Source organism: Thalassotalea nanhaiensis (assembly GCF_031583575.1).
Lineage (GTDB): Bacteria > Pseudomonadota > Gammaproteobacteria > Enterobacterales > Alteromonadaceae > Thalassotalea_A > Thalassotalea_A nanhaiensis.
This window is the reverse complement of sequence record NZ_CP134146.1, coordinates 977572-1000767: the sequence shown is the minus strand read 5'-3', so window position 1 is coordinate 1000767 and position 23196 is coordinate 977572. Positions and strand designations below refer to the sequence as shown.

Genomic DNA, 23196 nt, shown 5'->3' with positions numbered 1-23196 from the left:
ACTGCGCTGATTTTCAGGTTTAACTGTGGAACCGCTTCACCGCTATTACATCATCAAGTTGGTCAATTTTACTCACAAGTCGCTCCAACACTTGGGTGCTGGCAAGCTCTAATTTAAATTGCATAATGTAAATACGATGCTTATTATCCATGCGAGATGACATATCCAACACATTAACTTTTTCATTGGCGATAATGGTTGTAACATCGCGTAGCAAACCTTGTCTATCACCTGCAGTAATTTGAATTGCAACCTGATAATTTTGTTGAATTTTATCACCCCATTGCACATCTACCTGACGCTCTGGAGATTGTTTCAATGAGTTTTGCAGCTGATCACAGTCGCCTCTGTGTACGGAAATGCCTCGCCCTTGGGTAATAAATCCTTGAATATTATCCCCTGGTACTGGCTGACAACATTTAGCCATGTGCGTAAGTAGGTTACCCACTCCAGAAACGGTAATACCATTGCTATCAACCTGATGTTTTTCAGACTGCTGACGGATCACCATTTTAGGGTCGACTTCAGCTGCGGGTTTTAACTTATCAAGTTGAAACTGCAATTGATGTACGACCTGTAAAACCTTAACTTGACCACTACCAATTACTGCATACAAATCTTTTAGATTATTAACATTAAAACGTTTTAAAATTGGATTAAAATCAACATCAATAAGATCATGACGTTGTAATTCAAGCTCTAAGGTTTCTTTGCCGCTTTGTATGTGTTTATCTTTATCTAAATGCTTAAAAAAAGCTTGTACTTTAGCGCGAGCTCTTGTGGTGTTTATATAACCTAACCCAGGGTTTAACCAATCTCGGCTCGGATTTGGCTTTTTACTGGTTAAGATCTCTAATTGTTCACCTGTTTTTAATTTATAGGTAAATGGAACAATTCTGCCTGCAACTTTAGCACCAATACAACAATGCCCAACATTAGAGTGTATGTAATAAGCAAAATCCAATGGTGTTGCACCATTTGGCATATCGATTACATCACCATTGGGTGTAAAAACATAAATTCTGTCTTCAAACACTTCATTACGAAGTTCATCAACCAGCTCTTCTGACGCCGACACATCTTCTTGCCATTGCAGCAGTTTTCGTAGCCAATTTATTTTTTCATCAAAACTACCTGCTTTACCACTCGCATTACCTTCTTTATAACGCCAATGTGCGGCAACACCTAATTCAGCATCATCATGCATCTGTTGTGTACGTATTTGTACTTCTACCGACTTTCCTTCAGGACCAAGCACAACAGTATGTATAGATTGATAACCATTCGGTTTAGGAGTAGCAACATAATCATCAAATTCGCTGGCCAAATGCTTCCAACTTGTATGGACAACACCAAGAGCACCGTAACAATCTTGCAATTCATCAACAACAATACGAATTGCTCTAACATCAAACAGCTGATCAAAGTCTAATGATTTCTGTTTCATTTTTTTCCAGATACTGTAGATATGTTTAGGCCGACCGTAAACAATACCTTTGATATTTAACTGGTCTAATTGTCGCTGAATATTGGCCACAAAGTTAGTCATGTACTCTTCGCGAACAAGTCGTTTATCATCAAGTAACTTTGCGATTTTTTTATAGGTATTAGGGTGCAAATAGCGAAAAGATATATCTTCGAGTTCCCACTTCAATTGACCTATTCCTAACCGGTTAGCCAGAGGAGCGTAGATATTCGCGCTTTCTTTAGCGGCTAAAACTCTGCTTTCTTCATCCGCAGTTTTAACATAACGCAAATTGCATACTCGTTCTGCAAGCTTAATTACGACCGCACGAACATCCTCAACCATTGAGAGTAACATTTTACGAATATTATCAACTTGACCACTGCCTAAATGAACGCCGTTAGGTTGCTGTAAACTACGAATAGCATCCATTTGATTTACACCTTTTACCAAGGTGTAAATTGCTTTGCCATAGGTTTCTTCGACAACATCCAAACAAATGATGTCAGCTTCGATTAAAGGTACAATCATGGCAGCAGATAATGAATCCTTATCCATGTTCAAACCAACTAAAATCTCTACCATTTCTAAGGCTTTTTGCTGACACATTAAATTTTTACTGAAATGAACGTGTAACTTAGCCCACAACTCTTCCAACGAATTGTATTTTTGTTCGTTAAGATCTAACTCTGCCAACCAAGTATCAAAGTTTTCGGCGCTAAGCTGGTGAGATTTCCTCACTGAAACCATGAATATTCCTATCTAAGTTATTTAAAAGTAACTGTGTATATAAAATTTATTACTCTACACGCGAGTAAACAATGCCATTGTTTCAACATGCCTAGTGTGACTAAACATGTCCATTAAGCTTATCTTGTCTAGCGTATAGCCATTATCAAGCAGTACTTTGGCATCTCTTGCCATAGTTGCAGCATCACAAGAAATATAAAGTACAGTGTTTACCTCTAGTTCTACAATATTTTTTACTGCATTATATGCTCCGGCCCGAGCGGGATCTAATACGATTTTGTTAATGGCATTTTCACTATTGCTATTTAGCCAAGGCCAATCGCTCTTTTCTGCATTTAAGTCTGCTTGGTAAAATTGACAATTTGTTAACTGGTTAGTTTGAGCATTCATTGTCGCTCGTTCAACCATATCCTGTACACCTTCGACGCCAATAACAGAATTAACTTGCTTGGCAATTGGCAAACTGAAATTACCAAGGCCACAAAACAAATCGAGAACATTATCGTTCACATCAAGTGCTAGCCATTGCATTGCCTGATTAACCATTTCAGCATTTAAATTTATATTAACTTGTACAAAATCAGTAGTAGTAAATTGTAATTCACATCCACTTACTTTGTAACTTAAGTAATTACTGCTTTGTGGTTCGAGGAAATGTAAACCATCATCTTGTTGCAGCGCTATTTGATAAGGTTTGTGCAAATTAAAGTTGAGCAACTTTTGTTTATCTTCAACACTTAACGTTCTAACTTGCCTGAAAATGACCACTGATACTTCAGCAGTAATAACTTCAATGTGTGAAATAGCTTGTTTGCTACTAAAGCTATTTATCAATGCAGCGAAATCAGAAAACTCATTGGCAAATGTCTCAGCAAGCACCGGACAGCGTTTTATTGGTGTTATTACATTAGAGCTTTTTTGACGGAAACCGACAATGGCTTTGTTTAATTTATTGTATTGCACTCCAATTCTTGCCTTACGGCGATAGTGCCAAATATCAGTATGGAGTGCAGATTGCCATGGCAATTGCTCAATATTACTGTTTCTACGAAATAAATCATTAATCTTTTGCTGCTTAAAAGCTAGTTGGCCGTCATAGTCCAAATGCTGTAAGTCACAACCCCCACATTGATAAAAGTGTTTACAAAGAGGTGTAACTCGATTATTTGCCGCAACTAATACCTTTTTTGTATTCGCACGCAAAAATTTCGATTTTTCTTGTGTTACCTTAGCTTCAACGGTTTCACCAGGCAGTGCAAATTCAACAAAAATAGTTTTTTTTCCCTGGCGTGAAACGCCGTCACCATTCATATCGAGGCTATTGATTTCAACCGTTAACTGTTGATTTATATTTTTTTTTACCGCTTTAGGTTTATAAAAATTAACCATTTATTATCCAGTTACTCTACAAGTTTCATTAAAAAGGTGCCATTATTGGTAAGAACCTAAAAAAAATAATTTTAACACGAATAAGAGCTTAAATATGGTAAAAATAACTATCAAGGACTGGGTTATTTTATTTGCTGTTCTCCCGACAGTAATAATTAGCACACTTTTAGGTATTTATTTTGCTCTAACTCGAGTTGAAGAAGTAAATCAAACTTTAATTAATCGGGGCATCCATATTGCTCAAACGATGTCAGTAACGGCAGTAGATTTTCTTAAAAAAGAAGATATTGAAGGATTAGAGACTTACCACGACTATATCTATGGAACAAATTCAGAACGCGTTCTTAGTTTGCTTTTATTTGATTCTTCAAATATTAATTTGTATAGCAATAACATCACCAACAATTTCCTTGATTACAAACTAGATAATGACTTTTTGCTCATTAAACCAATGACACGAGAAACAGCTGGTACTTTTATTGTATACACCCCTGTTATTGTGACAGATTACACACAAAGTGAAGAAAAACGAAAACCCAAATATCACGGCTATTTTGTTATAGAAATCAGCAAAGCTGAAACCCTTTTCGACAAACAAATGCTTGTTCTAGTTGTGCTTTCGGCTGTCTTTTTTGCCGTATTCTTATCATCTAATTTTGCGAATAGATTAGTATTAATCATTTCCGGCCCGGTCAAAGAAATGAACGATATTGTATTACAAATCCGTCAAGGCGTTCTCGGCGCTCGTATGGATGAAGAGTTTGAAGGTGAATTAGATATATTACGAATTGGTATTAATAATATGGCGCAAGCTATTGAAGATTATCAATTAGATTTAGAATTAAACATAGAACAAGCGACAAGGGATTTACGAACGGCTTTAGAACAATTTGAAGTTCAAAACGTTCAATTAGATCTCGCTAAGAAAAAAGCCCAAGATGCAAACAGAGTAAAATCTGAATTTTTGGCGAATATGAGCCACGAGTTGCGCACGCCACTTAACGGTGTTATCGGTTTTACCAGACAAGTATTAAAAACTCCATTAACTGAAACTCAACGCGAGTACCTAGGAACGATAGATAATTCTGCGAATAACTTACTTTCAATAATTAACGACATTCTTGATTTCTCTAAGCTAGACTCAGGCCGAATGGCAATTGAGCATATTCCATTTGGTTTTAGAGAAAGCGTCGATGAAGTCATCACTTTAGTGTCAGCTTCTGCTCATAGTAAAAACCTCGAGTTATCATTAAATATAAACCCACATTTACCAAACTCATTAATAGGCGATTCATTAAGGGTAAAACAAGTGCTGATCAACTTATTGGGTAATGCGATTAAATTTACTAACCAAGGGTTTATTAAAGTAGATGTGGACTACTCTATCGAAGAAAGTTCAGATGTTCTTATTTCATTAATCGTCACTGATACAGGCATAGGCATTAGTAGTAAGCAAGAAGAAACCTTGTTTGAAGCATTTTCACAAGCAGACAAAAGTATTACCCGTTTATATGGTGGTACAGGGTTAGGCTTGGTTATAGCTAAACGGTTAGCAAATGAAATGGCAGGTGACATCACTTTTACCAGCCAACCCCACAAAGGATCTAGTTTTACCTTTACGTTCAAAACTGAACTTAACCAATTGCCCGTTGATAATATTATTGAACCATTTGAGCTTGAACATAAATCAATCTTATATATTGAGAAACATGTCCATAGTAGGGAAGCTACCGAGACCATTTTAAAACATTGGAATATGCAGATCACGGCTGTGGAAAATATTTCACAATTAAGCGAGTCTCAGTTAAAGCAGCAGTTCGATTACGCATTAGTCGGGCAACAAGTGACAACGACGAATATAACTGACATTCAAAATCTTATTGGGCGTTTATCTGAGATATCTGCAAAAATAATCATCGCTATTAACAGTAACTCTTTAAGCCTAAAAGACACGTTTATAAAGTCAGGTGCACAATCTTGTATAACCAAACCAATTACTCATAAAAACTTGAAAAATGCCATGTTGCAGAATAACACTCTAATTGAATTTGCATCGATAGACAGCCCCTTAACCGTCAACCATAAGTTCCCTTTATCGGTACTCGCTGTTGATGATAATGAGGCAAATTTAAAACTCATCGAAAGTTTACTCAACCAAAAAGTAACTAACGTTAAAATAGCGAAAGATGGTCGTGAAGCATTAGATTTATGTTGTAAGGAAAAATTCGATTTAATTTTAATGGATATTCAAATGCCGGTAATGGATGGGATAACCGCAATGAATAAAATTAAAGAAGATTCATTAAATGTAGAAACGTGTATAACGGCAGTTACTGCTCACGCATTACCAGGTGAAAGAGAGAGATTTATCAGAGAAGGTTTTGATGCCTATTTAGCCAAACCTATTGATGAATCACTGCTGGAAAATATCCTTTTAGATCATTCTGGTATTGAAAAAATCTCCCCTATTAAAAATAAAAAACTTGAACTCTTAACTGACAATAAAGAGCAGCTGCCTAATAACTTTAACGGTATTTATGACTGGGAATTATCATTAAGTCGCTCAGCGAACAAAATTGATTTAGCCTTAGAAATGTTTACTATGTTAATTCAATCATTACCAGAAATGAAAGTCGCGTTACAAAATAACGTTCGTTTGGAAGATATAACGACAACAGGTACCTTAGTCCATAAACTCAATGGAGCGTGTTGTTATGTGGGCGTACCTAGACTTGAACGAATTGTTAAAAGCATTGAAGCACAAATTAAACAGCACGCATCTTTAGAAACTCTTGAACCTGAATTTTTCGAATTATTTGACGAAATGGATGCTGTTTTAGACAATTCAGATCAATACCTAGAAAATATTCAGGCAATTTATTAATCTGTAACGAATGACGAGTACATTGCATTTCGAATCACGAAGTAACTATCGAAGCGCAGCGTATCCGAAGCATAGCGTATCCGAAGCGCCAGCGTATTCGAAACTAAAGCAGTATCACTATTCTTGATTCAAATTTTTAGCCGCAATCCATTGTGACATATATTTGGTGCTCGCCATGGAGTGGTGCTTTAACATCGCGCCAGTGAAGTTATTTAAGCGATGAGCTAATAACGATTGTTCAGTATCTGCAATTTTATTAATTAACGATTCACCCAGTGCTGCGCTATCGTATATAGAGTTAAGCAAGCTATGAGCATTATTTTGAGCGGTTTGCCATGTTTGTTCGTTGTTATATAAATCAACAGCGGCATCAGCAAAGTTATTAATATCATCGCTAATAACACCAGGCCATGGATTACCTTTATGCATACCCTCACTACCGACAGACGTGGTAACATTAGGTGTTTGCATTATCATTGCATCTAAAAGCTTACCTTTGATACCAGCACCAAATCGTATAGGTGCTAGACAAACACGAGCTTGCTCCATTACTGCTAATGCGTCCTCACACCAACCTTTAATAATAAAGCCGGTTTTAGGGTTGTTTAACGCTGTTGCTTTAGGAGGAGGATAAGAACCATAAATATGCAGCTCAGCGTCTGGTAATTGCTTTTTGATCAATGGCCAAATGGATTGTAAATAAAGAACAGCATCCCAATTTGGCGCATGGCGAAAATTACCAATAGTCATGAAATTTTTACGTTCACTAAAGGCTAATGTATTTTGTGGCAGCTTGTTCAATTCAACCATAAACGGCAAATGATGTAATAATTGCTCATCAACGTTAAAGGTATTGATCAACAAATCCATTTCAAAACTAGAAATTATCAATGAAATATCACAACGCAAAATTGCTGCAATTTCACGCTTGGCTAAATCATTAAATAGAAATGAATGATCTAATTCTTTGTTTGCTTTGAGCGCTTGATGGCGAGCGTGCCGTAAACATTGTAAGTCTTCAGTGTCTAATATTTTCAATGCCGAAGGGCAATTCTTTTCAACTCGCCAACCGAACTGTTCTTCCATCATAAAACGATCAAACATCACAATATCAGGTTGCAAAGCGCTAATGTAGGCATCAAAAGAGTCACAGTTTAGGCTAATGGTTTGACTAGAAATATTTTCACTGTCTAAATCAATCATATGCTCAGTTTTTTGAGCAGGCGTAGCAAACTCAACCTGCCAACCTTGCTGTTTATACAAACGCAAAATTGACATCATATGAGTGCCTGCAGCCGATGAATTTGGCTCAGGCCAAACATAACCGATGACTAATACTTTTTTCATGATAAATCGCCGTATAGTGGGCTAATTAGATAAAACAACAAAGGCTAACGCATATTCTTGTTCATCAGACAAGCTGATGTGCCATGAATTAGCGTTCAGGGTTTTGGCGACTTCTAGTGCTCGACCTGATATTTCAAGTGTCGGCTGACCTGTGGATAAACTTACAATATCGAAGTGCTGAAAAGAAATACCATCGGCAATACCGCGTCCCAAGGCTTTCGCAGCAGCCTCTTTGCCGGCCCAACGTTTCGCAAGAAATCTTTCGGGTTGCTTTAACGTAAGGTAATGCGCATGTTCTCGCGGAGTTAGTACTCTTAACGCTAAACGTGCGCGTGCTTTGTCAGCCATATTTGCTATACGGCTGATTTCAACAATATCGTTACCGATCCCTACTACCGACATATTTACCTTTTTTACTACCTCTAGATCCTGAAACAAGTTCAGGAAGACACTAGTGTGTCAAACGAAATAACCTACCCAATTCCTGAACTTGTTTCAGGATCTGCTCTTCGCCTTTAGTTTTTGTTTTTAGCTGATTCTCTAGCTTCAACCATTAAACGCTTCATATCACGTACGGCTTTATCTAGACCATCAATGGCTGCACGAGCAATAATTGCATGGCCAATATTCAGCTCAATAATTTCTTCAATCGCGGCAATTGGTTTTACGTTGAAGTAATTCAATCCGTGTCCAGCATTAACCTTTAAGCCTAAACTGTGGGCATATTTTATGCCGTCAGTTAAGCGTGCTAATTCTTTTAATTGCTCATCTTCAGTAGCAGCATCGGCATAATGGCCAGTATGAATTTCAATGAAAGGCGCGCCAGATGCTTTTGCCGCTTCAATTTGAATAGGGTCGGCATCAATAAATAGACTGACTAAAATATTCGCTTCTGACAAACGTTCTACAGCATCAGAAATTTTATCCATCTGTCCAGCTACATCTAAGCCACCTTCAGTGGTGAGCTCTTCACGTTTCTCAGGAACCAAGCAACAAAACACTGGTTTTGTGCGACAAGCGATATCTAGCATTTCATTAGTGACAGCCATTTCAAGATTCATTCTAGATTGAATGGTTTCGGCCATAACAGTAACGTCACGATCATTGATATGGCGACGGTCTTCACGCAAGTGTATGGTGATACCGTCAGCTCCAGCATGTTCAGCAACCGATGCTGCATGGGCAGGATCAGGATAGGTTGTGCCACGCGCCTGGCGTAATGTTGCAATATGGTCAACATTCACACCTAATAAAATATCACTCATAAAAATTCTCTTATTGCTTATCTAGCTAATTTATTAATAAAAAGTTTTCTGCTATTTAAGGGTTTGTTCCCTAAATAGCTTTTTAATACTTGTCGCATCAAACGTTTACAGGTTAATAGTACTTCGGCTTGCTCTAATTTTCCATCACCAATAGTAATTAAATGTGAACGCTTATAGCTGGGTAAATTGCATTGGTAGTCGGCACTAACAAACCCTTGTTCCTGAATAAAATACACGTCTTCACAATGCGGCTCTGTTACATCTGACGATGGTACTGTTAATTCAGAAAAATCTAAAGACAACCCTAACTCTGCCAGTAAATTCATTTCAAAGCGGCGAAGTAGTGGCTCTAATTTATCTTGTGCCAACAATTGTTCAAGGCTCTTCTGGTAGAGATGAAACAAGTTTTCTAATGGAATATTTTCAGGGAGCAGGCGAACCATAAGTTCATTGAGGTAAAAGCCACTAAATAAGTAATTACCACTGAGTTGCATAGTTTTTTCTGCATGTTCAATGCGAGATAAGTTTTTTAAGTCATTTTTGCCTTTTATCTCTACATGCAAATTAGCAAAGGGCTGTAAAAGCCCTTTTTTATTTGATTTTTTACCTTTGCCAATATAAACAACTGCACTTACGTGACCATTTTGTTCAGTAAGTAAATTAACTAACATGCTGTTGTCTCGATAAGGTCGAGAATGCAGCAGATATGCCTGTTGTAAGTTAATGTCCTTATTGGCTGTCATCTACTTTATACCAAGCTAGCTGTTAGCCCGAGTAATCATCTCCGTAACCTAAACTACGAAGTGCACGTTCATCATCGGCCCAACCAGATTTGACTTTAACCCAGGTTTCTAAAAATACTTGCCGTTCAAATAACGCTTCCATATCTTTACGCGCTTCACGACCGATAACTTTTAATTTTTCGCCTTTATTACCGATAACCATGCGTTTTTGTGAGTTTCTCTCTACAAGAATTAACGCATTTATATGCAATATACCTTTTTGATCGGTTTTAAACTGCTCAATTTCAACCGTTGTAGAGTATGGCAATTCATCGCCGGTAAAGCGGATAAGCTTTTCACGAACAATTTCAGAGGCCATAAAACGTGATGAACGATCGGTAATGTGATCTTCAGGAAACCAAAAATCCCCTTCAGGTAATGACGACAGACACAGCTCTCTGATTTTATCTACTTTGTCACCTTTAACTGCGCTGATCGGTACTATGTCTTGAAAGTCATGCATTGCAGCTATTTTTTGCAGGTGTGGTAAAAGCTCTTCTTTATCTTGAACATTATCAATTTTGTTTACTGCTAAGATGGTCGGGCGACCAGACTGTTTCACTTTGCTAAGGACTAATTCATCATCTTCAGTCCACTTAGTACCTTCTACTAAAAATACAATTAACTCAACTTCTGCGATCGAACTACTTGCCGCTCGGTTCATCAAACGGTTGATGGCACGTTTTTCTTCAGTATGTAAACCGGGAGTATCTACTAGAACCGCTTGACGGGTTCCTTCAGTTAGAATACCCAAAATACGATGACGAGTGGTTTGTGGCTTACGAGAAGTAATACTTATTTTTTGACCTAGCAATGCATTTAATAATGTTGATTTTCCAACATTAGGACGGCCGACCAACGCAACTAAACCACAATTATTATCGCTGTGGCCATCACTTAAAAAATCTTCTTTATTTAACATTGAGTAACTCCAACGCTTGCTGCGCCGCAGCTTGTTCAGCTTTTCTGCGCGACGTACCTTTACTAATTATAGGCTCTGCTACGGTTTCTATAACACAGCTAATGGTAAATTGTTGATTATGAGATTGACCAGTTGTTCCAATTACGTCGTAAAGTGGTAATGGCAATCTGCGTCCTTGCAAGTATTCCTGCAAGCGAGTTTTGGGGTCTTTTTGGCTTTGATTAGGATTTATTTTATCTAATCGTTCAGTAAACCAAGTTAATACTAATGCTCTGGATGTGTGTAAATCTGAGTCTAAAAATACTGCGCCAATGATTGCTTCAATAGCATCTTCTAAAATAGAATCTCGGCGAAATCCACCACTTTTTAGCTCACCAGGACCCAGCACCAAATATTCACCTAAATCAAATGCTCGGCCAATTTCAGCAAGAGTTACACCGCGCACTAACGTTGAACGCATACGGGTAAGTTCACCTTCAGAAGCCGTTGGGAATTTTTCAAATAATACTCGAGCAACAACATAACCTAAGATAGAATCACCGAGAAATTCCAGGCGTTCATTATTGTCACCTTTTGCGCTACGGTGAGTTAATGCTTGAACAAGTAATTGTTCATTATTAAATTGATAGCCAAGCTTGTTTTGCAGGCGGTTTAAATGCAGTGGTTTAGACAATTAATTAATTCCACCTATACGTGATAAGCGAACACCAGAAGGAACCCATGTAGGTATAAAGTCTTCTGGTTGGCGCTCAAAGTCGAAACTCATCCAAATTGCAACAGCTTCACCCACTAAATTCTCTTCAGGAACAAAGCCCCAAAAGCGACCGTCAGTACTATTATCACGGTTATCACCCATTACTAAATACCCACCTTCTGGTACTAGCCACTCGCCTTTTTTCAGGCCTGGTTGATTGTAAAAACGGTGATTTTGCGGATAAGTATTATTGTTCACTAGAATTTCATGTGTTTTATTCGGCATTGCCGATTCATAACGCGTTAATGGCATGCCCATTTGTTGATATTCACCCGTTTGTTTAAACGTGGTCAATACCTGTTCCATTTTAGGACATTCGACACTAGTATCTGTGCATTTTTTCTGAATATATAAAGACTTGTTGCGATAAATAATTCTATCACCCGGTAAACCGACAACACGCTTGATATAATCAATCTCAGGTTGTAATGGGTATTTAAAAACAACGACATCACCACGCTCCGGCGCGCCAATATCTACAAACTTATTGCGAGCAACAGGCTCTCGTAATCCATAGTTAAATTTATTTACTAAAATAAAATCGCCATCAAGCAATGTTGGCATCATTGATCCTGATGGTATTTGAAATGGTTCGTAAATAAATGACCGTAAGATTAATACAAAGGCGATAACAGGGAATACTTGAACTGAAGTGTCAACCCAAGCATTTGGCGTAGTAATTTTCTCGATAGCAACTTCATCCAAAGGCTGAGAACATTGTTCCTGTGTTGCCTCTAAATTTAATTGCCGTTTAGGCGCATAAATAAATTTATCTAAAAAATAAACTATGCCAGTTACAATCGTGATAATAACTAAAAATAATGAAAAATACATCGCCATAAGTTCTATTTACTTCCCTAGTTTTAATACAGCTAAAAACGCCTCTTGTGGTACTTCTACATTACCAACTTGTTTCATGCGTTTTTTACCTTCTTTTTGTTTCTGTAGTAATTTCTTCTTACGAGAAATATCACCACCATAACATTTAGCAATTACGTTTTTGCGTAATTGTTTAACTGTTGTTCTGGCAATAACGTTATTACCAATAGCAGCCTGAATTGCTACATCAAACATTTGTCGGTGAATAAGATCTTTTAATTTATCTACTAATTGACGACCACGAGAAACAGAGTTAGTACGGTGAGTGATCATTGCTAAAGCATCAACTCGATCGCCGTTAATTAATACATCACAGCGCACCATATCAGACGCTTCAAAACGAACAAAATGGTAGTCTAACGACGCATAACCACGACTGGTTGATTTTAATTTATCGAAAAAGTCCATAACCACTTCAGCCATTGGCAACTCATATTGAACCGCAACTTGGTTTCCATGGTAGGTTAAATTCTTTTGTACACCACGTTTTTCAATACACAAGGTAATAACATTACCTAAATGCTCTTGTGGCACCAAAATATTTGCTTCAACAATTGGCTCTCTGATCTCTTCTATTTCGTTAACTGCTGGTAATTCACCAGGGTTATCAATAGTAATAACCGCGCCATCTGTACGTACAACCTCGTAATTTACAGTAGGTGCGGTAGCGATTAGATCAAGATCATATTCACGCGCTAAACGCTCTTGAATTATTTCCATGTGCAGCATTCCTAAGAAGCCAACACGGAAACCAAAACCTAACGCACCAGAGCTTTCTGGCTCGAAAAATAATGAAGCATCATTAAGGCTAAGCTTATTAAGCGCATCACGGAAGTTTTCAAAATCATCAGAGCTAATTGGGAAAATACCCGCATAAACTTGTGGTGTTACTTTTTTAAAGCCGGGTAATGGTTGCTCTGCAGGTTGACGCGTTAGTGTTAACGTATCACCTACTGGAGCACCGTGAATTTCTTTGATCCCTGCAATGATAAAACCAACTTCACCTGTTTTTAAAATACCCGTGTCTGTTTGCTTAGGAGAGAAAATACCTACTTTATCAATAATATGACTTTGCCCAGTAGACATAACAGTCATTTTATCGCCTTTGCGAATTTCACCATGCATTACTCGCACCAGTGACACTACGCCTTGGTAATTATCAAACCATGAATCAACAATTAGAGCTTGTAGGTCATCGTTGGTATTTCCCTCTGGAGGCGGAATATTAGCAACAATACTTTCTAATACTTCTTCAATACCAATACCCGTTTTTGCTGAACACTGCACAGCATCAGTGGCATCAATGCCGATTATATCTTCAATTTCTTCTGCGACACGATCTGGATCAGCTTGTGGTAAATCAATTTTGTTTAGAATTGGAACAACTTCCAAATCCATATCAAGGGCGGTATAGCAGTTTGCTAATGTTTGCGCCTCAACACCTTGGCCGGCATCTACAACTAACAGTGCACCTTCACATGAAGCCAATGAACGAGATACTTCATAAGAAAAATCTACGTGGCCAGGTGTGTCGATGAAGTTAAGTTGGTAAGTTTCACCATCTCTGGCTTTATAATCCAAAGTAACACTTTGCGCTTTGATTGTTATGCCACGCTCTTTTTCAAGATCCATAGAATCTAAAACTTGGGCTTGCATTTCGCGATCAGATAGACCGCCACAATGTTGAATTAATCGGTCCGATAACGTTGATTTACCGTGATCGATGTGGGCAATAATAGAGAAATTTCGAATGTGCTTCATAAAGAGCTTAAATACAGATAATTAAATTTAAATAATAATGCCGTGATTTTAGCTAATTTCGACGCCTGTCGCTATCTTTAGTTGCCTTTTTAAACATAATTCACTATTAAAACAGTTAAATAATGTTTCAAAGATAAAAATAATAGCTAATTGAGTAAATTTACAGCGTTTTAGAGATGATCACATCACTGCATTTGCGCAGTAATTTAGGTTGTAAATTGTGTTGAGTTTGCTGTTTGGTTTGTAAGGTTTTGGCAAATATGTGACCTAAATAACCACCAGAAATGGCTAAGGCCAATGCCAACAACTCATGCATTTGATGTTGTTCAACTAGAATAAATTGCCCTATTGCGGCAAATAATATCATCGCAAACAACGGCAACATATACACTTGCAAGGCGCTGCTTATCACACTTCGCTCAGATAAGCCGATAACAACTTCATCGCCTATTTTTAACTGAGTAGTATTTTCAAAGCGGGTTGTCAGCGCTTTGTGAGGAATAGCTTTTGCAATTTGGCCACTGCCGCAATCATCTTGTTGGTTGCAGCTATGACAAGTAGACTTTATTGTACTTTTAACAATAACTTGGTTTCCATCAACCGCAACAACAGTGGCAGTTTCTTCTATCATTTAAATACTCGTTTTAAGATTACAGTGTTATACCAGTTTCATTAAGTTTGTGATCTTGCTTTGCGTAGGGAAAATAAATCAGGGCAAGGCGCTCGATTGACCAATAGCTGGCTATTGGGATTGAGAGCAACGCCGCCTTGGATTATTTTAACCAACATACGTGGGCAATAACTTAATGAAATTGGTATTAATTAAAGCTAATTGATTGGGCAATATTTGCAGCGGTTTTCGCAGGTACTTGCCCTACTACGGTAATTTCGTAGCCATCTCTTAAGCTTGATAATAACACAGTTGCCCCAGTTTGATTAATCGTAGGTTGTCTTGGAGGCTCATCACTGGCAATAACATAAACTGAAACATCGACTAAGCCATCGTTAAACATTAACGACTCAACTTGCCCCGCCACTTTCTGGATTTTTCTTTTACTGGTTTTCACTAACTCGAAACCTGTTGGTAACCAATTAACTTGCCAAGGTAGTGTAACTTCAGCAGTATTGAGCATATGCGGCTCTGGTAACTTTGCTTCAGTGATTTGTTTCAAAATATCATTAGACTGCTGTGTAATCATTAAATGGGTAAATTGAATTTGTTCTAATAATTCGCCTTGACGGGATATTACTGCCGCTTTTAATAACAAGCCGCTTTCAATATCTAACCAAAGCCAGTAGCCAAACCTTTGCTTATCTTTACTTTCCAAGCGTACTAATTGTGCAGGTCTGCCCAATATTCGACTTTTGCCAACACCGATAAAGTCATAAATCAATTGCAGCTTTTCAATATCACCAAATAGTGCAGCAGGTATTGGTCCACTAATACTATTATTATTTACAGAGTATGGTGAGTGATCAGATTCAAAATAACTAACTACATTATCTATTCTGATCGCTTCTTTACGAGGACCATTTAATAGGGTAATAAGTTCAAGTTCTCGATTATTTTCAATACCATGTAGCCAACGATATGGCTCTGCTCTATTATTTCTAACAACCACAAATGAGGTATCAAAATTTAACGTCTTCATAGAGTTTGATAACCGTTGTAACCATTGCAACGCTGTTGGAGGTTGCACAGTTTCCGTGACAGAAGTATTTAATTCGGCAGGTACAGTATTGGTAGGTAAGTCTGATTCAGCATCTTGAGAAAAAACTGGCGTTGAAATTAACGCCAGTAAAAATAAATTTGTAAATAATTTCATTAATTCTATTCAGGTTGGTTTTCGGCTAATTCTTCCGAGTCTTTACTTTCAATTTTTGAATGTAATTTAATTTGCATATTATGATCGGCTAATAAAGCTTGTAAGCGCTGTTGACGCTCAACATTTGACTGTTTTTGAGTAGGTAAACTTTGAGTTGAATAATTATAACTTACCGGATTTGCAACACCACCCATTGGTAATGGTTGCCAAACTTGAGTAGGAACGACTTGCCCTTCATCAGAAACATTGGCTTGTTGTACACCTAGGACCATTAAGCCTGCGGCAGACGCTGCAATAGCAAATTGACCTACAGGTCTAGACATTTGAATAACTTTAGCTTTAACACGCTGTGTTACTGTTGGACGAGCAACAGGTGCTAGTACCGTAGGCTCTGCAGCTATTGCCACTGCGATATTTTCACTTAAATCACGGTCAATAAAGTCGCTACTGTCGCCACGCATAATATCACCAATTAAATGATATCGGCTCCAGGTGTCGCTTAGTTTATCATCATGCGATACTTCATCTAATAATGCTTGTTCGACATTATCGTTATCAAGTAATGCTGATAGAGACTCAAACTTATTTTCATTCATATATAGTACTCATTGCTAGCGCTGTTATACATTAACCTAAATTTACTCAAAGTAAATAACCTACTTTTGTAATAAAGGTTTTATTTTTTTATCTACCGCATCTCGAGCTCGAAATATTCGAGAACGTACGGTACCTACCGGGCAATCCATTACGTTAGCTATTTCTTCATAGCTTAAACCATCCAACTCTCGCAAATTTATTGCTGTACGCAACTCTTCTGGCAATTGTTCTATGGTTTTAAAAATTAGCTGACGAATCTCATCAGTTAACAATAATTTTTCTGGTGAGGCATTTTCTCGCAATGCGTCGCCACTATCGTAAAATTCAGCTTCTTCAACATCGATGTCACTTCCTGGTGGTTTTCTTGAACCAGCCATTAAATGATTTTTTGCTGTATTAACTGCAATACGGTATAGCCATGTGTAAAATGCACTGTCACCGCGAAAGTTTCCTAACGCTCGATACGCTTTAATAAACGCTTCTTGAGTAACATCAGCTACATCCGCTTGATTTTTCACATAGCGCGATACCAGATTCATTACCTTTTGCTGGTACTTCTTTACTAACAGGTTGAAAGCATTTTTATCGCCATTTTGTACCTGTTGAACCAACATTTGGTCTACATTCTGTTCGCTCATCTGAGCCGTTACTCCTAAAAAACCAAATACTATTTGGTTAAAATCTTATCCCAATGTTTGTTTCAGCTCAGGCAAACACATCAATTAGGACTGAGTGTTTTGTAAAAAGTTCGCATAAAGATGAAAAAAAAGTAAAAAAACAGTTTTTTTGCGTAAAAATTCATCTTTAAGCTAATATTTAAGCCTATTTTTGCCAATTCCCTTTAAAGTAAGTTAAAATTCAGCCTTTAACAAGATCAATAAAATAAACCAATCTATGAATCAACAACATAACTGTGACGTTCTGATCATTGGCAGTGGAGCTGCCGGTTTAACCTTAGCATTAAAACTTGCAGCCAATGCTGACGTTATCCTGTTGAGTAAAGGCCCTATTAATGAAGGTTCTACCTATTATGCCCAAGGTGGTATTGCGGCAGTATTTGATGAAAATGATTCCATAGATTCACACGTTTCTGACACACTAATTGCCGGTAACGGCATTTGTGATGAAAACGTAGTTCGTTTTACCGCACAAAGTGCAAAAGAATCGATGCAATGGTTAATATCCCAAGGTGTTGATTTTGATCAGGAAGAAGATGGCAATGGAAAAACCCACTATCATTTAACCCGTGAAGGCGGCCATAGCCACCGCAGAATTTTACATGCTGCAGACGCAACCGGAAAATCAGTACAACTAACCCTAGCCGAAAAAGTAAAGCGCCACTCTAGAATAAGGGTATTTGAACGCTCTAATGCTGTTGATTTAATCAATAATAATGTTAACGGTGAAACGCAATGTATTGGTGCCTATATATGGAACCGTAATAGTGAAAAAGTTGAATCTATTCATGCGCAAAAAACAATTTTAGCAACCGGTGGGGCCAGTAAAGTTTATCAATATACCTCTAACCCCGACATAGCCAGTGGTGATGGTATAGCTATGGCTTGGCGTGCTGGATGTCGTGTTGCCAACATGGAATTTAATCAATTTCATCCAACTTGTTTATTCCACCCTAAAGCAGGAACGTTTTTAATAACCGAAGCTTTACGCGGCGAAGGTGCAATACTAAGACGCCCAGATGGCAGCCGATTTATGCCTGAATTTGATGAGCGTGCTGAGCTTGCCCCTAGAGATGTGGTTGCCAGAGCAATAGATTTTGAAATGAAGCGCCTTGGCGCCGATTGTATGTTTTTAGATATTAGCCATAAAGACGCTGATTTTATCAAACATCATTTTCCAACCATTTTTGAAAAAACTAAAAAGTTTGGTTTTGATATGACTAAAGAGCCATTGCCTGTAGTGCCCGCTGCGCACTATACCTGTGGTGGCGTGATGGTAAATGAACATGGTCAAACCGATATAAACAACTTATACGCCATAGGTGAGGTTTCTTATACCGGTTTACACGGCGCGAATAGAATGGCCAGTAACTCCTTACTAGAATGTATCGTATTTGCCCGAGCGGCAGCGAATCATATTAAAAATAACCTTGATAGCAAACAAAGAATAAAGCGCATTCCAGCTTGGGATGAAAGCCGAGTGGCAAACTCTGACGAAGAGGTAGTTATTCAACATAACTGGCATGAGCTGCGCTTATTTATGTGGGACTATGTTGGTATTGTTCGTACAACCAAACGCTTAGAAAGAGCGCTTTCAAGGGTAAAACTTCTGCAAGCTGAAATTCAAGAATATTATCGCCACTTTAGAGTAAGTAATAACTTACTCGAGCTGAGAAATTTAGTACAGGTAGCTGAGCTAATGATAATGTGCGCAATGGAACGAAAGGAAAGTCGCGGCTTACACTACACTCTGGATTACCCAGAGCAGCATGAAAATTCTGGCCCGACAATATTAAAGCCTTCAAGAAAAACACCTAAAAGCTAAATTAACGTTCTTTCAATGAGTTTCGGCGAAGAACAATTCGACACAAGCGTCGATAGTCTTTTTCTTTTAACTCATCTTTGAAAATAAACCTGTTCAGACGTTTATTTTGTTTTCGTTTATTGAGCACTTGTGGTGTTATTTCAGTCAACGATAATGCACAGCCGAAGCTGTAAACTAAACATCCCTTCGTTAAAAGATACTTTTTATCAGCCGCTAACGTTATTATGCCATCATCGCTAATAACAAAAGCGGTGATAGCAAAAGTATTTAACGTTGAAAAACGGGCTAATGTAAATGTACAAAGCGCAGTAATTGCCGAACAAACAAAAATTGTTTGATAGCTCAGGTGTAAGCCAAAGTTAGCTAAAATTATAATTAAGACGATGAATATCAGTCCCGCCAGAAAATACGGGACTTGTTTTGCGAGTGTAGATTTTTGAAGGGTAAAACTATACTTTGACTCGATTGAGTATAATTTGCACCATTGCGTTGAGGGCTTCATCCTTGCATTCCTCGTGACCCATAAACCAAGCAAACAACTCAGGATCATCACACTCAAGTAATCGATCAAAGTCTTGTTTTTGCTGTTTCGTCAAGTCATCCCATGCTTCTTCAACAAATGGCATAAATAATACATCTAGCTCTAACATGCCACGACGACACGCCCAACGTAATCTAGGTTTATTCTCGGATAACGACATTTTCCATCCAACATTTAAAAAGGGAATTATTTGAATCGCTATTGTAGCTTTTCAAAAACCTGATGACTAGCCACAAATACTCTATAATTTATATCTATGCCTTGAAATCAAGTTATACCGTCCCTATTAAGATACTAACTAAACAATAGTAGAACCCTATGAATCTTCAAACTTCTCTTCCTAATATTGAACAGCTGCCAGAAAGCTTTGCTGTTCTTGTTGATAATATCAGTGCCATATCAGTTACCGGTGATGAAGCAGACAAATACCTACAAGGTCAATTAACATGTGACGTAGACCAACTAGCTAATAATAAATTACTGGTTGGTGGTCATTGTGATGCCAAAGGAAAAATGTTTTCAGCATTTCGCTTAATCAATCATTGTGATCGTCGCTTGCTTATACAAAGCAAGGGGTCATTGGCAAGTTCAATGAAAGAGTTACAAAAGTTTGGTGTTTTCGCAAAAGTAGATATAAGTGAAGCGGACGATTTAAGTTATTTAGCATTAACGGGAAGTAAAGGTGTAGAGTTCATTCAAAACACGTTTAACGCCGTACCAGACTCATTTACGCCGGTGGTAACTCAAGATGAAGTGTCTGTTATTTATGTTTGTGGAACAACGAACCGCTACTTGGTCGTTGCTCCCGCTGGCCACATAAATAAAATGGCAGAGTCTTTGACCATCGATATATTCCCAAGTGCCCTATGGACTCTACTCGAAATTCAATCAGGTTTTGTCCATATGAATGAAACCGCTGTTGGTGAATACGTGCCGCAAATGTTAAATTTACAATTTGTAAATGGCATCAGCTTTAGCAAAGGTTGCTACCTGGGCCAAGAAACTGTCGCTAGAATGAAATATTTAGGTCGAAATAAAAAAGCATTATTTACCCTAAAAAGCGAAGGCGAAGCCAAATGGCAAGCAGAAGCAGGCATTAACGACGAATCTGTTTTAGAAAAACAAATGGGTGAAAATTGGCGCAAAGGTGGAGACATTATTAGTCACTACGAAGCTGATGATGGCAGTATTTATATCCAAGCAGTGCTTGCTAATGATACCGAGCAAGATGCTCACTTACGTCTAAAACATCACAATGGTATTAAATTTAGTTTAATGGCATTACCATATTCAATAATTGAAGAATCTTAAAAATTAACACTTAACCCCAGTCAGGAAATTTTATGAAAATTGCTAACAATAAAGTTGTTGTAATGCATTACGCAGTAATGGACAGCGAAGAGACATTAATCGACAGCTCATACGACTCAAAACCTCTAGCCTTTATTCAAGGCGCCGGATTTTTAATTCCTGGCCTAGAAACCGAATTAAATGATAAAGCCGTAGGCGATAAGTTTATCGTAGATGTAGATGCAGAAAATGCATACGGCACTCGCCATGATGAATACGTACAAACTGTACCAAAGTCATTGTTCCAAGGTATTGAAGATTTAGATGTGGGCATGCAACTTCGTGCTCAAACTGATGACGGTGAGCAAACTGTTATTGTTATTGGTATGGAAGATGACGAAATTACCGTTGATGGCAACCACCCTCTTGCTGGTGTCGATTTAAAATTTGATGTTGAAATTTTAGAAGTACGTGATGCCACTGAAGAAGAAATAGCTCATGGTCATGTTCATGCTGAAGGTGGCTGTGGTCACGACCATTAATTGCTGTTAGCAATTACTTTAATTTAAAGTAAGCCCTAAGTATTAACAATATACTTAGGGCTTTTTTATACCATAAGCGGAAGTAAAGAAAATGCTCTGTCATCCCCCACGAGTGGAACGAGATGAGGGACCTCCTTTAGTGATGCTGAGGGTCTGTTAAGTGCCATTAGCTGTCAGTCGTTAGTTTTGACCCTATATCAAATAAAACTTAAATTAAACGTATACTGAACAATCGAAAATGGGGCAAGGCGACTGGACTTATTATTAAACAATACTGTCATGTTAAAAGAAATAAAAATCTTGTCAATTCTCTCAAAACGATCCGTTACGCCTCAAAACAGATGACCATTGATTGAAGTTATTCTGTTATTTCATTAAGTTAATCGCTTAATTATGTACGCTTGTACATGAATGGAATGTTGTATTAAGGAATAACAATGAAAAATAAACGTAAATTAATTCCACTTCTACTTTCAGGTATTATTGTTAATATTTGTGCCAATGCCAATGCCAATGCCAGTGAACAAATTACAAATCGTGATTTTATCCAAGCTTCATACGAACAAACTGACTATGATGAATACCTGAGTTTAAGTGGGTATAGTCTTTTAGGTTCAAAAAAAGTTACTGAAAACATTTATATTACAGCAGAATATATTAGTTTATCTGATGATATCGATATCTTCTTTGATGACCTTGGTGTAGATCAAACGGAGATTTCATTAGGTGCAGGCTATACCTATACTTTTAATGAAAAAACAGAAATATTTGTTCATTTAGCAATTGCTAATATTGAAGTGAAAAGTGGTGAAGTTCTAGGTGATTTCTTTAATGAAGAACCTATGGAAACAGTAAAGTTTAAAGAAGACGATACAGGCTATGATTTGAACATTGGTGCTGTATACCGATTTAATGAGTCTTGGGAAGGAAGTTTAATTTTGAACCATAAAGATGTTATTGAAGGGAATACTGGTATCGGTGGTTCAATTCTTTATCATTTTAGTGATTGGTTTGCTGCGGGTACAACTTATCTTACCTATGACGATTTTGATGAAACTAATATTCATCTAAGAGTTTCATTTTAATTTAACAATTTTTTAAGCGGCCTAATTGCCGCTTCTTTTTGTTATTTGCTGTGCAAAAATTTAGATATAACTAGGGCTGCTTCTCGCTCTTAAGCGACCTTAACCTTTCAAATGCTTAAGTTCAACTCAATACCATTGTGATATAAGCGACAAACTTAAGGTAATTGTTAGAAGCCACCATCTCCACCGCCGCCACCAGTAATGTCGCTTCCGTTCCCCCCTGAATAACCGCCTGTATACCTAGCAAGGCGATAATTACCTTTCATGTTTTCACCAGAAGAAAAGCGAGTTAAAAACTTTGAGGTGAAAAGCATTTCTGAACCAAAGCAAATTTTAGACACTTTAAGTCGCAACTTATTATATTCAAATTTATGCTTATCAAACATTGAGTAAAATTGGTTTATATCGCAATTCATTGCATAAATGAAATGAATGTATTCATGATTTTCTATATCCGAACACTTTACTACTGAATCGATTTCTTCAACTGTGTAGTATTCTGCATTACCAAACTTTTTGACTAATTTAGGGGTAGTAGTTCTTATTAAATCAGCAATCTTTCTATTTCGAAATATCCATTTAAACATTCTGAATTCCCTTAACCTATCCGTCTCT

At 37.6% G+C, this 23196-nt stretch carries 22 protein-coding genes; 5 read left to right on the top strand and 17 right to left on the bottom strand.

The genetic code is table 11. From position 1 onward, the window contains the following. Nucleotides 1–19: 19 nt before the first annotated feature. Together relA and rlmD are read right to left on the bottom strand one after the other, a co-directional pair. Nucleotides 20–2215, bottom strand: a complete 2196-nt coding sequence (gene relA, locus RI845_RS04540) for a GTP diphosphokinase (RefSeq protein WP_348388565.1) — start codon at nt 2213–2215, stop codon at nt 20–22. 54 nt (nt 2216–2269) lie between these two features. Then, nucleotides 2270–3604: a 23S rRNA (uracil(1939)-C(5))-methyltransferase RlmD gene (gene rlmD / locus RI845_RS04535; protein WP_348388564.1), complete on the bottom strand. Its 1335-nt coding sequence runs from the start codon at nt 3602–3604 to the stop codon at nt 2270–2272. A 94-nt stretch (nt 3605–3698) separates the two neighbouring features. On the opposite strand from rlmD, the gene barA reads away from it, so the two are divergent. After that, the gene (barA, locus tag RI845_RS04530) at nt 3699–6488 is read left to right on the top strand and encodes a two-component sensor histidine kinase BarA (protein WP_348388563.1); all 2790 of its coding nucleotides are present in this window, start codon (nt 3699–3701) and stop codon (nt 6486–6488) included. A 117-nt stretch (nt 6489–6605) separates the two neighbouring features. Here barA and RI845_RS04525 read toward each other — a convergent pair whose 3' ends face one another. The 12 genes from RI845_RS04525 to rpoE all read right to left on the bottom strand — a co-directional run bounded on the left by RI845_RS04525 (nt 6606) and on the right by rpoE (nt 17259). Further along, complete coding sequence (locus RI845_RS04525; RefSeq protein ID WP_348388562.1) at nt 6606–7835, bottom strand: glycosyltransferase; 1230 nt, start codon at nt 7833–7835, stop codon at nt 6606–6608. 21 nt (nt 7836–7856) lie between these two features. Next, on the bottom strand, nt 7857–8237 hold the full coding sequence (gene acpS, locus RI845_RS04520) for a holo-ACP synthase (protein ID WP_348388561.1): 381 nt from the start codon (nt 8235–8237) through the stop codon (nt 7857–7859). Nucleotides 8238–8350: 113 nt separating this feature from the next. Continuing rightward, complete coding sequence (gene pdxJ / locus RI845_RS04515; protein WP_348388560.1) at nt 8351–9100, bottom strand: pyridoxine 5'-phosphate synthase; 750 nt, start codon at nt 9098–9100, stop codon at nt 8351–8353. 17 nt (nt 9101–9117) lie between these two features. Next, complete coding sequence (gene recO, locus RI845_RS04510; RefSeq protein WP_348388559.1) at nt 9118–9843, bottom strand: DNA repair protein RecO; 726 nt, start codon at nt 9841–9843, stop codon at nt 9118–9120. Between the two features lie 22 nt (nt 9844–9865). Further along, nucleotides 9866–10804, bottom strand: coding sequence for a GTPase Era (gene era, locus RI845_RS04505; protein WP_348388558.1), 939 nt, complete (start codon nt 10802–10804; stop codon nt 9866–9868). Then, nucleotides 10794–11477 carry a ribonuclease III gene (gene rnc / locus RI845_RS04500; RefSeq protein WP_348388557.1) on the bottom strand — a complete coding sequence of 228 codons (684 nt, stop codon included), beginning with the start codon at nt 11475–11477 and terminating at the stop codon, nt 10794–10796. Before rnc ends, era begins: the two co-directional genes overlap by 11 nt. Continuing rightward, entirely contained in the window at nt 11478–12398 is a 921-nt protein-coding gene (lepB, locus tag RI845_RS04495) for a signal peptidase I (RefSeq protein WP_348388556.1), read from the bottom strand. A 9-nt stretch (nt 12399–12407) separates the two neighbouring features. After that, nucleotides 12408–14198 (bottom strand): translation elongation factor 4, encoded by a 1791-nt coding sequence (gene lepA, locus RI845_RS04490; RefSeq protein ID WP_348388555.1) that lies wholly within the window; start codon nt 14196–14198, stop codon nt 12408–12410. A gap of 160 nt (nt 14199–14358) precedes the next feature. After that, nucleotides 14359–14829, bottom strand: coding sequence for a SoxR reducing system RseC family protein (locus RI845_RS04485; protein ID WP_348388554.1), 471 nt, complete (start codon nt 14827–14829; stop codon nt 14359–14361). A 187-nt stretch (nt 14830–15016) separates the two neighbouring features. After that, complete coding sequence (locus tag RI845_RS04480; RefSeq protein WP_348388553.1) at nt 15017–16024, bottom strand: MucB/RseB C-terminal domain-containing protein; 1008 nt, start codon at nt 16022–16024, stop codon at nt 15017–15019. A gap of 5 nt (nt 16025–16029) precedes the next feature. Beyond that, a complete protein-coding gene (locus RI845_RS04475) occupies nt 16030–16620 on the bottom strand; it encodes a sigma-E factor negative regulatory protein (protein WP_348388552.1) in 591 nt (196 codons plus the stop codon). Nucleotides 16621–16680: 60 nt separating this feature from the next. After that, nucleotides 16681–17259 (bottom strand): RNA polymerase sigma factor RpoE, encoded by a 579-nt coding sequence (gene rpoE, locus RI845_RS04470; protein WP_348388551.1) that lies wholly within the window; start codon nt 17257–17259, stop codon nt 16681–16683. 256 nt (nt 17260–17515) lie between these two features. Between rpoE and nadB the strand changes: the two genes are divergently transcribed. Next, complete coding sequence (gene nadB, locus RI845_RS04465) at nt 17516–19123, top strand: L-aspartate oxidase (RefSeq protein WP_348388550.1); 1608 nt, start codon at nt 17516–17518, stop codon at nt 19121–19123. A gap of 1 nt (nt 19124) precedes the next feature. On the opposite strand, the gene RI845_RS04460 is transcribed toward nadB, so the two are convergent. Together RI845_RS04460 and RI845_RS04455 are read right to left on the bottom strand one after the other, a co-directional pair. Further along, nucleotides 19125–19625 (bottom strand): protein YgfX, encoded by a 501-nt coding sequence (locus tag RI845_RS04460; RefSeq protein WP_348388549.1) that lies wholly within the window; start codon nt 19623–19625, stop codon nt 19125–19127. Next, entirely contained in the window at nt 19573–19824 is a 252-nt protein-coding gene (locus RI845_RS04455; RefSeq protein ID WP_348388548.1) for an FAD assembly factor SdhE, read from the bottom strand. The genes RI845_RS04460 and RI845_RS04455 overlap by 53 nt, the downstream gene beginning before the upstream one ends. Nucleotides 19825–19982: 158 nt before the next feature. On the opposite strand from RI845_RS04455, the gene ygfZ reads away from it, so the two are divergent. From ygfZ to RI845_RS04440, 3 genes are all read left to right on the top strand, one after another. Then, on the top strand, nt 19983–20975 hold the full coding sequence (ygfZ, locus tag RI845_RS04450) for a tRNA-modifying protein YgfZ (protein ID WP_348388547.1): 993 nt from the start codon (nt 19983–19985) through the stop codon (nt 20973–20975). A gap of 32 nt (nt 20976–21007) precedes the next feature. Continuing rightward, nucleotides 21008–21496 (top strand): FKBP-type peptidyl-prolyl cis-trans isomerase, encoded by a 489-nt coding sequence (locus tag RI845_RS04445; protein WP_348388546.1) that lies wholly within the window; start codon nt 21008–21010, stop codon nt 21494–21496. A 437-nt stretch (nt 21497–21933) separates the two neighbouring features. Beyond that, a complete protein-coding gene (locus RI845_RS04440; protein WP_348388545.1) occupies nt 21934–22581 on the top strand; it encodes a hypothetical protein in 648 nt (215 codons plus the stop codon). Between the two features lie 167 nt (nt 22582–22748). Here the strand turns inward: RI845_RS04440 and RI845_RS04435 are convergent, their stop codons facing one another. Further along, nucleotides 22749–23168 (bottom strand): DUF6559 family protein, encoded by a 420-nt coding sequence (locus tag RI845_RS04435; RefSeq protein WP_348388544.1) that lies wholly within the window; start codon nt 23166–23168, stop codon nt 22749–22751. Nucleotides 23169–23196: the final 28 nt, after the last annotated feature.